15 protein-coding genes are annotated in these 13,715 nt (G+C 41.9%); 11 read left to right on the top strand and 4 right to left on the bottom strand.

Going from position 1 to position 13,715, the window contains the following annotated elements; genetic code table 11:
• Positions 1-33: 33 nt before the first annotated feature.
• Together ACEN9X_RS07940 and dcd are read right to left on the bottom strand one after the other, a co-directional pair.
• Entirely contained in the window at positions 34-2,751 is a 2,718-nt protein-coding gene (locus ACEN9X_RS07940; RefSeq protein ID WP_413669862.1) for a TonB-dependent receptor, read from the bottom strand.
• A gap of 158 nt (positions 2,752-2,909) precedes the next feature.
• Positions 2,910-3,446 (bottom strand): dCTP deaminase, encoded by a 537-nt coding sequence (dcd, locus tag ACEN9X_RS07935; RefSeq protein WP_413669861.1) that lies wholly within the window; start codon positions 3,444-3,446, stop codon positions 2,910-2,912.
• A gap of 211 nt (positions 3,447-3,657) precedes the next feature.
• Between dcd and ACEN9X_RS07930 the strand changes: the two genes are divergently transcribed.
• The 5 genes from ACEN9X_RS07930 (at position 3,658) to ACEN9X_RS07910 (ending at position 6,704) form a co-directional block, all read left to right on the top strand.
• Entirely contained in the window at positions 3,658-4,299 is a 642-nt protein-coding gene (locus tag ACEN9X_RS07930; protein ID WP_413669860.1) for a 4'-phosphopantetheinyl transferase family protein, read from the top strand.
• Complete coding sequence (gene lipB, locus ACEN9X_RS07925) at positions 4,299-5,054, top strand: lipoyl(octanoyl) transferase LipB (RefSeq protein ID WP_413669859.1); 756 nt, start codon at positions 4,299-4,301, stop codon at positions 5,052-5,054. The genes ACEN9X_RS07930 and lipB overlap by 1 nt, the downstream gene beginning before the upstream one ends.
• Positions 5,054-5,773 carry an SGNH/GDSL hydrolase family protein gene (locus ACEN9X_RS07920; RefSeq protein ID WP_413669858.1) on the top strand — a complete coding sequence of 240 codons (720 nt, stop codon included), beginning with the start codon at positions 5,054-5,056 and terminating at the stop codon, positions 5,771-5,773. The genes lipB and ACEN9X_RS07920 overlap by 1 nt, the downstream gene beginning before the upstream one ends.
• Positions 5,774-5,838: 65 nt before the next feature.
• Entirely contained in the window at positions 5,839-6,246 is a 408-nt protein-coding gene (locus ACEN9X_RS07915; protein WP_413669857.1) for an antitoxin Xre/MbcA/ParS toxin-binding domain-containing protein, read from the top strand.
• On the top strand, positions 6,243-6,704 hold the full coding sequence (locus ACEN9X_RS07910; protein ID WP_413669856.1) for an RES family NAD+ phosphorylase: 462 nt from the start codon (positions 6,243-6,245) through the stop codon (positions 6,702-6,704). The genes ACEN9X_RS07915 and ACEN9X_RS07910 overlap by 4 nt, the downstream gene beginning before the upstream one ends.
• 4 nt (positions 6,705-6,708) lie before the next feature.
• On the opposite strand, the gene ACEN9X_RS07905 is transcribed toward ACEN9X_RS07910, so the two are convergent.
• Positions 6,709-8,136: an L-serine ammonia-lyase gene (locus ACEN9X_RS07905; RefSeq protein ID WP_413669855.1), complete on the bottom strand. Its 1,428-nt coding sequence runs from the start codon at positions 8,134-8,136 to the stop codon at positions 6,709-6,711.
• Between the two features lie 140 nt (positions 8,137-8,276).
• Here ACEN9X_RS07905 and ACEN9X_RS07900 point away from each other — a divergent pair, with 140 nt between their 5' ends.
• On the top strand, positions 8,277-8,750 hold the full coding sequence (locus ACEN9X_RS07900; protein WP_413669854.1) for a DUF5684 domain-containing protein: 474 nt from the start codon (positions 8,277-8,279) through the stop codon (positions 8,748-8,750).
• Positions 8,751-8,767: 17 nt separating this feature from the next.
• A complete protein-coding gene (locus ACEN9X_RS07895; RefSeq protein ID WP_413669853.1) occupies positions 8,768-9,109 on the top strand; it encodes a DUF2752 domain-containing protein in 342 nt (113 codons plus the stop codon).
• Here the strand turns inward: ACEN9X_RS07895 and ACEN9X_RS07890 are convergent.
• Positions 9,103-9,837 (bottom strand): RDD family protein, encoded by a 735-nt coding sequence (locus ACEN9X_RS07890; RefSeq protein WP_413669852.1) that lies wholly within the window; start codon positions 9,835-9,837, stop codon positions 9,103-9,105. The genes ACEN9X_RS07895 and ACEN9X_RS07890 overlap by 7 nt on opposite strands.
• Before the next feature lie 89 nt (positions 9,838-9,926).
• On the opposite strand from ACEN9X_RS07890, the gene ACEN9X_RS07885 reads away from it, so the two are divergent.
• The 4 genes from ACEN9X_RS07885 to ACEN9X_RS07870 are packed head-to-tail and all read left to right on the top strand — an operon-like array spanning position 9,927 to position 13,715.
• On the top strand, positions 9,927-10,889 hold the full coding sequence (locus tag ACEN9X_RS07885) for a stage II sporulation protein M (RefSeq protein ID WP_413669851.1): 963 nt from the start codon (positions 9,927-9,929) through the stop codon (positions 10,887-10,889).
• Positions 10,890-11,765: a hypothetical protein gene (locus ACEN9X_RS07880; RefSeq protein WP_413669850.1), complete on the top strand. Its 876-nt coding sequence runs from the start codon at positions 10,890-10,892 to the stop codon at positions 11,763-11,765.
• Positions 11,766-11,772: 7 nt separating this feature from the next.
• Positions 11,773-12,537 (top strand): DUF4129 domain-containing protein, encoded by a 765-nt coding sequence (locus tag ACEN9X_RS07875; protein WP_413669849.1) that lies wholly within the window; start codon positions 11,773-11,775, stop codon positions 12,535-12,537.
• A complete protein-coding gene (locus ACEN9X_RS07870; protein ID WP_413669848.1) occupies positions 12,534-13,715 on the top strand; it encodes a DUF4350 domain-containing protein in 1,182 nt (393 codons plus the stop codon). The genes ACEN9X_RS07875 and ACEN9X_RS07870 overlap by 4 nt, the downstream gene beginning before the upstream one ends.

Raw genomic sequence — 13,715 nt, 5'->3', positions numbered from 1 at the left:
GCAAAAAACAGATGTCTTTATATATTCACTATATTACTCCACCTTATACCGATAAACCTGTCTGCCTAATTTACCATCGGCATCAATACCTTCAATTATTACGCGGTAAGTGCCCTTGGCATCTGCATTGAAAAAACTCACTGATGTATTGCCATCCTTATCAGTTAACAAACCCGGTGCCCAGTAAATGGTACTACGCAGGTCCTCCATTTGTGCATTGGTTTTAGGATCATCATATTTAGGCGAATAAAACTCTCTCGCTCTGTAATACCCCTTAGGTGCATAAGTAACTATACCCGGCGCATATTTGTTGTAAACAGTTTCGCCGCCGCGCTTAGTTGTAATTACTAAAACACCACCCCCACCTCTGGAACCATAGATGGCCAGGTTACCAATTGTTCTTAATACCTCAACAGTAGCAACGTCACTTGGAGTAAGATTATCTAAAAAATCAGGTTCAACATATGTGCCGTCCAAAACGATTTGCATTGGTATATTTGGGCTGCGGGTTGAATAGGGGATGCCATTCCTGAATGTTACAAAATTAAGTCTGCCCTGTAATACTTGCGAAAGCATTCCGCCGCCATACATCAGGTCTTTACTGGTAAGTGTTTGATCTGCATTACCGGGACCATTCAGATTTGCTGAATTTTTAAAAGGGTTTTCCCGTTTCTCTTTAATCACTACCTCTTTCAATACTATGGTATGATTGCCTATGCCATATTTTACCTGCTCGTCATAAAGCTTTTTACTGTTTAATAAATAAGCTGATGCCCCGTCATTGATGTTCACTTGCAGGTCGGGGGCATTTTTGTTAGGGCCAACAGGTTGGGGGCTTACATTGTCGAGTGTGATATCCAGGTTTTTGCGGTCTTTGGCTGTACGCGCCTGGATCACAAACTTGATACTATCCCTGAAAACGAGATTTTTAAAAGTGAATTTTCCATCGGCATCAGCCACAGTATCAATAATAAAAGTACCGCCTGATGTTGAAAACAGGGTAACCTTACCGTTAGGCACCGGTTTGCCTCCAAATGTTTTGAGGTGCCCGGTTACTTCCAATGATTTTTCGGGCTTGAAAACTATCGGTGTAAATTTATCAGCCAGTAATTGTTTCCATTCAAAGCGGTGATAGCCCTGGGTAAGCATCAGCGCATCGAGGTTGGCTTTGGTTTCGTTGCTTACATTGGTAAAGTAGTAATTAGGTTTTTCGATATATCCTTTTAAATCGGAGGTTAGCAGCAAGGTTGAATAGATTGAAATTTCGTTTGCCTCGTCTGTACTAACTTTTGATTCATCGATAACAGAAGCTGAAAAACTGCCCACCACTGGTTTGTCATCGCTGTTTTTAGCGTTGAGGTTGATAGTTACTTTTTCGCGTGGCTTGTAGCTTTGTTTTTCGGTTGTTACGGCAAGCTTAAGCTGGTCGGGGTTTTGAACAAAAATCAATCGCTCATTCAAAGGCTCGCCGCTTGCCGAAAATAAAGTAAACTGCACTATGCCCGAAGGGAATTTATCTTTCGGGATAGCAGCCGAAAAGGATGTTGCGCCGTCCTTACTTTTACCGGCATAACAAAGTTCGCCGCCCGATTGTGCTATCAAAGTTAAGCCCGATAATGAAGCTGTGCCGTTAGTGGAGTTTTTACCCGGAACGATAGATACAAATACCTTATCGTCGCGCATGCTGTTAATGCTTAATACGTAGCCGTTGTCAACCGCTTTGGGCAAATCGAAAATGCCTTCAGATCCGTCGGCATAGGTTACATGCGCTTTATATGTTCTGCCGCTTTCCGGTTGAAAGTTTATGGTGCCCATGCCAAAATGACTTGCACCCAGGGGGGCAATCTGGTTGTTTTGATCATCAGCAATAAACCCTTTAACGTCAACGCCTAAACCATCAGCTCCTACAGCTTTAAAAGCTACTTTTTCAAAAATGCCGTTAATTAAGTTCCCACTTTCAGGAAAAAACTGGAGATCAACCTTATTGGATAGCGTTTTGATAGGCACAGCTTTGGCTACGGTACGCTTTTCATCCAGTTTAAGCTCCGTATTGATATGCCCTGTTGTTATGGAAACCGGCTGATTGGTAATAAAAGTTGCCGTGAGGCTACCTTTATCATCGGTAATGCCTTTTCCCCTTGATATTGATTTGCCATTTATCTCAACCTCATAATTTACAGGCTTGTTAGTATAAGCTATACCGTTTAGATCGGTATAAGTAATTACCGCAGTAACTTTCTGTTTACCGCTTGAGGTATCGTAGGTATAGGCGGTTTTGGTGAAAACTTTGTTACTTATGCCGTTTACTACAGTTATGGTTTTATTAAAAAAATAAGCCTCACCTTCATTGCGCATCCAGTTGGTGTAAGCACGGATACGGTAGTTACCTTCTTCCATACTGTCGGCCAGTGCAAAATCGCCGGCCGCGAGGCCAGCTGTCAGGGGGAGTTTAAGGCTGCGCTTTACCGAGTCTTTATCATCAATAAGGTCAACGTTGAGGGTTTGGCTATAAGCAGAAAGTTTATGCTCGCTGCCGACGGTAACATAGGCTTTAAACCAGATATCTTCGCCAATAGCATAGTTGGGTTTATCAAAGTGCAGGTAAACTTTTTCCTGCGGATGCTCGGTACGCCATTTATCGAGCTGTGCAATGATCCTGGTTACCAGTTCATCGTCCGGCTTTATAAAAGCTAAGGTTGCACCAACAATAAGGGTGATAAGGATCCCAACGGATAGGCGTTTGAAGTTCATAGAAAGGTAAATCTTGAACTACCAAGGTACGCAAAAAGTACTAAGTATTAAGTGCTAAGTATTAAGTCTGAAGTTCTTAGTCGAAAGTCTGACTTTTCTTTTCCATACTTAGTACTTAAGACTACCGACTTGAGGCTTTCGACTTAAAACTTAAATCACTACCACTTGTTCTTCCACATCATACTTTCAACAGGGCGCGTGGTGGGGTTGTTGTATTTAGCATTAGTTTTGCTGTTGTACAGTGTTTCAATCTCTCCTTCAACTACGAAATAAATAAGCTGGCCAATAGGCATTCCCGGATAAATGCGTACCGGCTGGGCGCATGAAATTTCAAGTGTCCAGGTATTGCAAAAGCCAACATCTCCCTTGCCTGCGGTTGCATGGATATCAATACCTAAACGCCCGGTGCTTGATTTTCCTTCTAAAAATGGCACATGGCGATGGGTTTCGGTGTACTCCATAGTTACACCCAGGTAAAGTGTGTTTGGTTGTAACACAAAGCCGTCTTTCGGAATTTCAAAGCCTTCTATCTCGTTGTGAACTTTAGCATCAAGAACCCTGTTGCGGTAGGTAGCCAGGTATTTACCCAAATGCACATCGTATGAGTTGGTACCCAGGTATTCGCGGTTAAATGGTTCAATAATGATATGGCCTTGTTCAATTTCTTCGAGGATGCGCTTATCAGATAATATCATACGGAGCAGGTTATTGCTGGCGCTAAATTATGAAAATTAGCCCAATTGCTGCCGGCTTTTATGAACAATATCGGCCTGTAAAATACGTTCAGATAGCGCGGAAATAGCCGCTAAACCTAATTGCTTCAGCTAATTATGAATATGTGACTGCGCTTATATTATTTAATTTTTTTTGACATATGTTTGCAACCTATTTTGCAATTTTACTTTTATGGCGATAGCATTCAGGCAGCGTATTGATGATGATACCGAGTTTGCACTCTGGCGTATTGAGGAGGAGGCTACAGACCTGTATAGCCAGTTACAACTTAACCAGCAGGAAAAGGATTTTGTGGAGAGCCTGAGCAATGGCAAGCGCCACTTGCACTGGCTGGGCACCCGCGTACTCCTGCGTAAAATGCTCCATACCGATGAATATATTGACTGTAAGGTTGATGAGCACGGTAAACCTTACCTGGTAAACCTGCCTTACCATATCTCATTAAGCCATTCGTTTGATTATGCTGCTGTAATGATCAGCAAAACGCATAAGGTTGGAATTGATATTGAGCAGATCAAGCAGAAAGTTGAGCGTATTGCCAACAAGTTTATGCGTAAAGAGGAACTGAAATTTATAACTGGTCCGCAAAAAATTGAACAATTGTATGTTTGCTGGTGCGCCAAAGAGGCTGTGTATAAATGCAATGGACAAAAAGAGGTTTCTTTTGCTGATAATATTTTTCTGGAGCCGTTTCAGTTTGAACACCATGGCGTTGTGAATGCGCAGTTAAATAAAAAAGATGCCACCATTGATTATACTGTTGGCTATCTTCAGTATGAAGATTATATGATAGGCTACGTAAAGGGGGAGTAATGAAAAACAAGAAAGTATTTTTCCAGGATTGGGGCCTGATCGACTACCAGCAGGCCTGGGATAAACAGGAGACTATTTTTGGTGAAACGGTTAAAACCAAAATAGATAATCGTAACCGTGAAACCGCCTATGAAGCAGCCGCTAAAAGTGCCGGAACTACTGTGGCCTACGACACTATCGAAGCTGACGAAACCTTTAACTACCTGGTGTTTTGCGAGCATCCGCACGTGTACACACTTGGTAAAAGTGGTAAGCCCGAGCACTTATTATTAGATGAAGAGGGATTGAAAGAAAAGCATGCGGTTTATTATCCTATAAACAGGGGCGGAGATATTACTTACCATGGCCCTGGTCAAATTGTGTCATACCCGATACTTGATCTTGATAATTTTTTTACCGATATCCACCTGTACCTCCGTACATTGGAGGAAGCGGTAATCCTTACCCTTGCCGATTTCGGGCTAAAGGCCGGGCGTTATGAAGGCTATACAGGTGTTTGGTTTGATGCCGATAATGAAAAAGCCCGTAAAATATGCGCTATGGGTGTACGTTGCAGCCGCTGGGTAACTATGCACGGTCTCGCGCTTAATGTAAATACCGATCTGAGTTATTTTAAAAATATAGTGCCTTGTGGTATCGATGATAAAGCTGTTACTTCCATACAGCAGGAACTTGGGCACGCGGTTGATATTAATGAAGTTAAAGAAATCCTGAAGCATCATATTTCCGTACTTTTTGGTATGGAGATGTTATAATGAAAGGAATAATTTTAAGTTTATTTACAGCATTCACGTTATCAGCCTGTGCAGGCAAAAATATCCCTGCGCCGCTTGATTATAATCCCCCGTCAAAACCAGTTACAGTGATACAGGATACCTTAACATATCTTGCCCTCGGCGATTCATACACCATAGGCCAGTCCGTACCTCCGGAACAGGCATTTCCCAACCAGCTGGCCAATCAATTGCAGGGCTTTAAGGTAAATTCCCCAACCATTATAGCCCGCACTGGCTGGACAACCGACGAGCTGATTGATGCCATTGATAAAAGTGAGATCAAAGGCAGTACTTACGATCTGGTGACTTTGCTCATTGGTGTTAACGATCAATACGACGGGTTAAGCCAGGAAAATTATCGCATTAAGTTTGAGCAGGTTTTAAATACGGCCATCAAATTTGCAGGTGGTATCAGGGAGCATGTATTTGTACTGTCTATCCCTGATTATGGCGTTACGCCCTTTGCGCATGGTAATGATGCCGTAATAGGGCCGGAGATAGATCAATTCAATGGTATTAACCGTGAGATAAGCAGCAATGCAAAAGTTAATTACGTCGAAATCACCAGTATATCTAAGTTAGCTGCAAATGATCTTACCTTACTGGCGAGTGATGGTTTACATCCATCGGGTAAAATGTATGGGATGTGGGTTGATAAGCTGAAAGTAGATGTAGGGGCTATTTTTGCAAAGAAATAAATGAAAATACGATTTGTTTGTTTGTGACAATTGTCGTAAATTTATGGTCAATTTGCATATGGGCCATGAGCGATCCGAAGCCTTATAAATTTCTTGATGACGACGAGGTTAATTTAACCTTCATGGTAAGGGAAGGGATTTCGTTTCCTTATCTTACTAAATTATCAAATCATATTCATTTTAATATAGATGACTGGGCTTCGTACCTTCATCTTTCCGAGCGGACTATTCAACGTTATAAAAAGGAAAATAAAACTTTTGACCCTATCTATTCTGAAAAGATAATCATGATTGAGTTACTTTATAAAAAGGGTATCGAAGTTTTTGGTGATGAAAATAAGTTTTACGCCTGGATGGATTATAAAAGCATTCCCCTGGGCGGAGTAAGGCCTAAGGAACTTTTAGATACAGCCTTTGGTATCAATATGATCCGCGATGAACTGGGGCGGATTGAACACGGCATACTTGCATGATTGTTTATCGCTTAAGCAAACAAGCTTACATTAATGACTTAAGCAGAAGGGGAGCCGAACTAAACGGCGGTCGCTGGAACAGTAAAGGAACAGCTGTAGTTTATACCTCTTCGTCACGGGCATTAGCTGTACTTGAAGTTGCAGTACATACACCGCTTGGGTTTATCCCATCTGATTATTTTATGGCAACCATTGAATTGCCTGATAATTCAGAGATCTTTAAGTCGGAAATTGATAAGTTACCTGAAAAATGGAACAGTAACCCGCTGATAAAAGCAACGCAGCAAATTGGTGATAGCTTTGTAAAAGCCAATAAATATTTAGCACTGCAGGTTCCATCGGCAACAGTTGCCGGCGATTTTAATTACCTGTTAAATCCTTTGCATCCCGATTTTAAATCAGTAAAAATTATAGCTGCTGAATTTTTTGAGTTTGATTCGAGACTGTTTAAAAAGTAAACCATTAACACTCCGGCAAACTGATCGGGATATTGATCGCCAGCCCGCCATCACTTGTTTCCTTGTATTTCGAGTTCATATCAAGCGCGGTTTGCCACATCGTTTTCACTACGGCATCAAGGCTTACCTTGGCTTTTTCGGGATTACTTTGTAACGCCAGTTGAGAGGCCGTTATTGCCTTAATTGCCCCCATGGTGTTCCGCTCGATGCAGGGAACCTGCACCAGGCCGCCAATAGGATCGCAGGTAAGGCCGAGGTGATGTTCCATGGCTATTTCGGCGGCCATGAGTACCTGGCGCTGGGTGCCACCCATACACTCGGTTAATGCTGCTGCTGCCATGGCCGATGATACGCCAATTTCGGCCTGGCAACCGCCCATAGCGGCTGATATGGTAGCGCCTTTTTTAAAGATACTCCCGATCTCGCTGGCGGTAAACAAAAAGTTGATGATCTTTTGCTCGGTATTACCATCGCAAAAAGCAATGTAATATTGCAGTACTGCGGGAATAACCCCCGCTGCACCATTTGTTGGCGCAGTTACCACACGGCCGAATGAGGCGTTCTCCTCATTAACGGCTAACGCAAAACAGCTTACCCAATCTAAGGTGTTTTTAAAGCTGTCGCCGGTATTTCTGATGGCTGCTACCCATTCGTCATAATTGCTGTATTGATTATTGCCGATGAGTTTTGCATTTAATTTGGCGGCGCGCCTTGCCACGTTTAATCCGCCGGGTAATTGACCGGTGGTATGGCAACCCCTGTATATGCACTCTTTTAACGCCCTGAAAATATTTAATGCACCCGTGCGTGTTTCCTGCTCGCTGCGCCAGGCCAACTCATTTTCGGCTACCACTTCGGAGATTCGGAGACCGGTTTTGATACACCAGTGCAGCAGATCGGAAGCGGTATCAATAGGAAATGGCAAATCTACTTCGGCTTTAGACTGGCCCGAATCTCCTTCCTTTACCACAAAGCCACCACCTATGGAATAATAGGTTTCTGATATGGCCTTACCGGTATTTAAAAAAGCCTGAAATGTTACGGCATTTGGATGATAAGATAAACTTTCATTGAACAGGAACATCAGGTCCTCTTCAGCATAAAAGCTCACTGGTAATATACCACCTAATATTAACTGATGCGAACTTTTGATGTGTTCAATTTTGGGTGTTACCTGGTCAACCTCAAAAGTAACCGGATCGTCGCCGCTTAAGCCTAATAATATAGCTATATCCGTACCGTGCCCATGGCCGGTTTTGGCTAATGAGCCATATAATAATATCTTAACCTGTTGCACTATTGGCAGTACCCCCTGTTGTTCAAGCGAGTGCACAAACTGCTGTGCAGCCCGCCAGGGGCCAAGTGTATGTGAACTTGACGGGCCTATGCCTATCTTAAACATGTCAAAAACCGAAATCTGTTCTCTTTGCATCAAGCCAAAATTAAGGATAAATTATAATTACATGTGCAGTAATAAATACGTTGCTCCTTATAGTTTTGATAGAAATAATTTATAATTTGCAGTGAACTTAAACAAACAAAAACCATAAAACTTAAACACTAAACAAAACTATGGATTCTTACACTTCTTCTTCCGACATGTCTGCTGGCATGGTTGGTGCTATTTTTGGTGCATTTTTCATCCCGTGCCTTATAATCTGGGTTATTGTGGTGATTGGTAGTTGGAAAGTGTACACCAAAGCAGGCAAACCTGGTTGGGCGTCAATCATTCCAATTTACAACATCATTGTATTACTCGAGATAATCGGAAAACCTATATGGTGGATTATCATGCTTCTGATCCCCTGCGCCAATATAATTTTTGGTATTTGGATGATTAACCTATTAAGCAAAAGCTTTGGCAAAAGTGAAGGTTTTACAATTGGTTTGATTATCTTACCGTTTATTTTTTATCCGATTCTTGGATTCGGAAGTGCTACCTATTTAGGCCCATCAGCCAAAGAAGCACAGGGCAATATGCCATTCAATCCGAACGATTACCGTGATCCATTCAATAATCAAAATCCTCCTCCACAAAACTATTAATGTGGTTAAATAATATCATGATATATGCATCCTGCAGCCGGTTAGGGTTTATCCACTGGTTGCAGGGGCATTTATTACCTTGTCCTTTTAAATATCTTACCGGTATTGATTGCCCGGGCTGCGGTTTCCAGCGTTCGGTTATAGCGCTCATCCGGGGCGATCTTCAAAAAAGCTTCCTTTTATATCCGGCAGCAATCCCGCTGATCCTGTTTTTTATCTATGGCATAGCCGATGTTATTTTTAAACTCGATAACGAAAAGTCGGTTATAAAGAAAACCGTATTTATGATCAACGGCAGTATCGTACTAATCAGCTATTTTATAAAGATGTGGCATCTTTATGGTCATGTGGCTTATTGATAAGGCTCAGACATGGCGCTTACATGGCTGTAATCTTTGATAATGGCCTGTAAAAACTGCAGGTCGTTCATATCCGGAGGCAGCGTGGATATTTTCAAGTGTTCTTTTAATTTGAGTGCCATGTTGTAAACAACTATAGCATTGTGCGTTTTCATGTAATTGTGTATCACATCGGCAATTAATCGTACATCATCATCGTGCAATTCGGCCACTTCTTTAAAAATAGGTTCATAACCGTCGTCGGCAGGTCTGAACGTCAGGCTATCTATCTTCGTACGCGGATGGGTTTTCACCATAGCTGTGCCGGCAACCAGATCGCCTATGCGCTGTCCATTTTCGGTCACCAACGCACAAAGCAGTGCCCCCAGGTTAAGGGTAATGCCAAAATCAACCATCCGCATCAACCATCTTAACAGGTATTGGCCAAAACGGGGGCGGTTACCGTTGAGGCTGATCACCCGTATTTTCATGATCCGCTTGCCAACGCTTTGGCCGTTAAGTAGCGTTTCGCAAATCAAATCGTAAAACACAAATATGGTTGCCATGATAATCGCACATATGATCAGTGCACTTTGCGGCATTTTGCCGATGATCAGAAAAATAAAGATGAAATAAAAGGAAATGAAAATAGCGTAATCAATTATCCGGGCAACTATACGTTCGCCAATGCCGGCTATCTCGTAGTCTATATCAATATTTTGTGTTGTGTGTACGGTTATGGTTTGCATCTTAACAAAGATAAATTTGTTAGTGTAAAATATGATTGCATATTAAAGATTTGTGAGTATTTTAACAAAAAATAAAACCTGCTTTTAAAATGCGTGAGGCGCTGTTTATCAAACAAAATACCGAAAAATGGAAGGCCTATGAAACCAACAAGCCAACCGATCCGGACGAGCTTGCCGCCGCATTTATAGCCATTACAGATGACCTGGCCTACGCCAAAACTTTCTTCCCGCAATCCAATACAACAAAGTACCTCAACGGGCTTGCATCAACTTTTCACCAGGATATCTATAAAAACCAAAAGGAGAAAAGCAACCGGTTCGCAACCTTCTGGCGGTACGAATTGCCGATGCTCTTTTTTCAGCATCGCAGGCAGCTATTGTATTCGTTCATCTTTTTTGTGGTTTTTACCTGTATGGGGGTTCTTTCGGCCAAATATGATAATCATTTTGTACGGCTTATCCTTGGCGACGATTATGTGAATATGACCAATGACAACATTGCTAAAGGCGATCCCTTTGGTGTGTATAAAAGTACCTCATCGGGCTTGATGTTTTTAATGATAGCTATAAACAATGTGTATGTAGAGCTACGCTTTTTTGTAATGGGTATATTTTTTTCGGTAGGCTCATTGTATGCAAGTTTGATGAACGGTGTAATGCTGGGCTCGTTTCAATACTATTTTTTTAGCAAGGGGCTGGGCATACAATCGATACTGGTAATCTGGATTCATGGTACGCTCGAAATGTCGTCGTTTATTGTGGCAGGTGGTGCCGGGCTGGTGCTTGGTAACAGTTTGCTGTTCCCTAAAACGTATACCCGGATGCAATCATTAAAAAAGGGGGCGCTTGAGGGCTTGAAAATTACGGTAGGCCTTATCCCCATTATACTTTTAGCTGCCTTTTTTGAAAGCTTTGTAACACGCCACACCGAAATGCCTGTTTGGTTAAGTATTATTATATTAGCCTCATCATTGCTGTTTGTGATATGGTATGTGATACTTTATCCTGCCAAATTGAATAAAAACCTAAGCTATACTAACACCGATCATTAAATGAAATATATTATTGAACTGAGGAGGATCCGTGATTTCGGCGAAATAATAAATGATACCTTCTCCTTTCTGAAACAAAATTTCAAACCGCTTTTTTCATCACTGCTTGTTATCTGTGGTTTTTTTGTGCTGATGGGAACGGTTACTACCGCATTTTCACAAATTTCTATCTATAGCAGTGTAGATTCAAATCAGGTTTCCGACTATAGCAGCAACGGTCTCAATGTTGGTTTGGGCGTTATAGCAAATGGCCTTGTAACCGTATTGAGCCAGTTTTTTGTTTATCTCACCTCCCTTTGTTTTGTAGCCGTTTATTTGGAAAAAAAGGGTGAGAAGCCAACCCCGCAAGACGTTTGGAATTATTTTAAACATTACTTTTTTCGCTCTTTAGGATCGGCTTTTTTATTGCTGATCTTAGCTTGCCTGGGGCTATTGTTTTGCGTTATACCCGGTATATACCTGATGAACATTTTTTACCTGGTACTACCTATAATGGTTATGGAAAATGCCAGCTTCAATTACTCTTTTAACAAAAGCTTTAAGCTTATAAAAGATTATTGGTGGACAGTGTTTGGGATCATGTTTGTTTGCTCACTTATTGTGAGCGTATGCGGTTCAATTGCTTCAGTGCCACTGGCGCTGGTTTCTTCATTGCGTCCTTTTATGTCAATGAAATATGTTTCATGGCCAATCATGATATTTTTTAGTATGCTTCAAAACATCCTGATGCTTACCTATACTATTCCAAGTATAGCTATTGCACTATGTTATTTTAATCTTGAGGAAAGAAAAGACGGAACAGGCATACTGGAACGTATAGAAATGTTTGGCACGCACACTGATAAGGCCGATGACCTGCCTGCCGAACAATATTGATTGAGCCATGCCTAAGCCAATACTAATCATATTAATACTATTATGCTTTGCTCTTAATCCGGCGGTGGCCCAGGTTAGCGGAAAGGTTATTCCCATAAAAACGGATAGCGTTTCTGAAAAGAAGCCTGCGGTTGTACATATGGATAGCTCGAAAGTTAATGTGCGCCGTTTTAATGAAAATGCGCTTGATAAATACCGGGCCGACAAGGAATATCAGTATAACGACAAAAACATAGGCAATGAGATCTCTCTTTGGGATAGGTTTTGGAATTGGTTTTGGCGCAGTTTATTAGGCAGCTTAAGTGTAAACCCCGGTTTGGGGACTTTCCTCAAATACTTCTTTTTGATAGTTGCCGTTGGCGCGCTCATCTTTTTTGTGATGAAATTGCTTGGTATGGATATGGGCAACCTGTTATTGGGTAATTCCCGCAAAACACCTTTGGCGTATACCGAATCTGCAGAGAATATCCACGAAATTAATTTTGACGAGGAGATTGAAAAGGCAATATCAAATCATAATTACCGGCTGGCCGTTCGCCTGCTATACCTGCGGAGCTTGAAACAACTTAGCGATGATGGCCTTATCCAGTGGCAGCCCGAAAAAACCAATTCGGCATATGTGTATGAGTTAAATAATCCTTCGGTACGGCAGTCTTTTGTATCGCTAACCAGGCAGTTTGAATATGTATGGTACGGTGGTTTTAATATTGATGGTGCTGCTTTTGGTAATATTAACCAGTTGTTTCAAAACTTTAAAAAACAGCTGTTATGAAGGACCTGAAGATTTACTTTATAATAGCCACGGTTTTGTTTGCCATTTACGTAGTAGCAAACATGAATAAGCCCCAAGAGGTTAACTGGACGCCCACATTCAGCAATACCGATAAGATCCCGTATGGTACGCGGGTGTTGTATGAACGCGCCCGGGATATTTTTTCAGGTGCTGTGATCAAACCTAAACGGCAGGCTATTTACAATGCCATTACCGAAGATTCCATCAAAGGGTCATCATACATTATCATAGCCGGGGCGCTCAATATTACCAAGCCCGATTTTAAACAGCTTAAGCAATATATAACTGCCGGTAACGATGTTTTTATTGCCGCCGGGTTTTTAGGGGCCGATTTTGAAAAAGAGCTTAAAATAAAAAGTGACAATAAGCTTGCTATCAACGGCAGCAGCCACACATTGATGCATTTTGTAAATCCGGCTTTATCGCCCGAGGTTAATTATTTTGTTGATAAAGGTTTAACGGCAGGCTATTATGATAAGTTTGATACCGCGCATGCAGTAGTTATTGGTGAAACGGATGACCATAAGGCCAACTTGCTAAAATATCCAATGGGAAAGGGTAACCTTTATTTAACGCCTAACCCGGGCATGTTCACCAATTACAGTCTGCTGAAGCCGCAAGGGGCCGAATGGGCTTCGACTGCTTTATCCATGGTGAAGAAAACGCCGGAAATAGTTTGGGACGAATATTACACCCAGGGCACCGGCGAAGATGACTCGCCGATGAGGGTGTTTTTCGGGAACACACAGTTAAAAGCTGCTTACTATCTCGCTTTGTTTAGCCTGCTGATATTTGTGCTGTATGAGGTGAAAAGGCGGCAACGGATTATCCCAATTATTAAACCGCTCGAAAACTCAACAGTTGATTTCGTTAATGTAGTAGGACAGGTGTACTATGAGCGAAGGGACAACATTAACATCGCACGCAAGAAAATGCAGTATTTCTGGGCGTTTGTACGTGAAACCTACCGGATTAAAGCTAACCGGACCGGCCCTGAGTTTGTGGAAGAGCTTGTTAACCGTACCGGAGTAACCGGGGATGTTGCCCGCGAACTATCCGGTGCATTTATCTTCATCAGTACTCATGACATTGTAACAGATCAGGAGCTGATCAGGCTCAACCAACTTATTGAACAATTTTATATCCAATCCAGGTAA

Origin of the sequence: Mucilaginibacter sp. Mucisp86 (genome assembly GCF_047324315.1) — a bacterium.
GTDB lineage: Bacteria > Bacteroidota > Bacteroidia > Sphingobacteriales > Sphingobacteriaceae > Mucilaginibacter.
The sequence above is the reverse complement of the archived record's forward strand: the minus strand, read 5'-3'. Positions and strand labels throughout refer to the sequence as shown.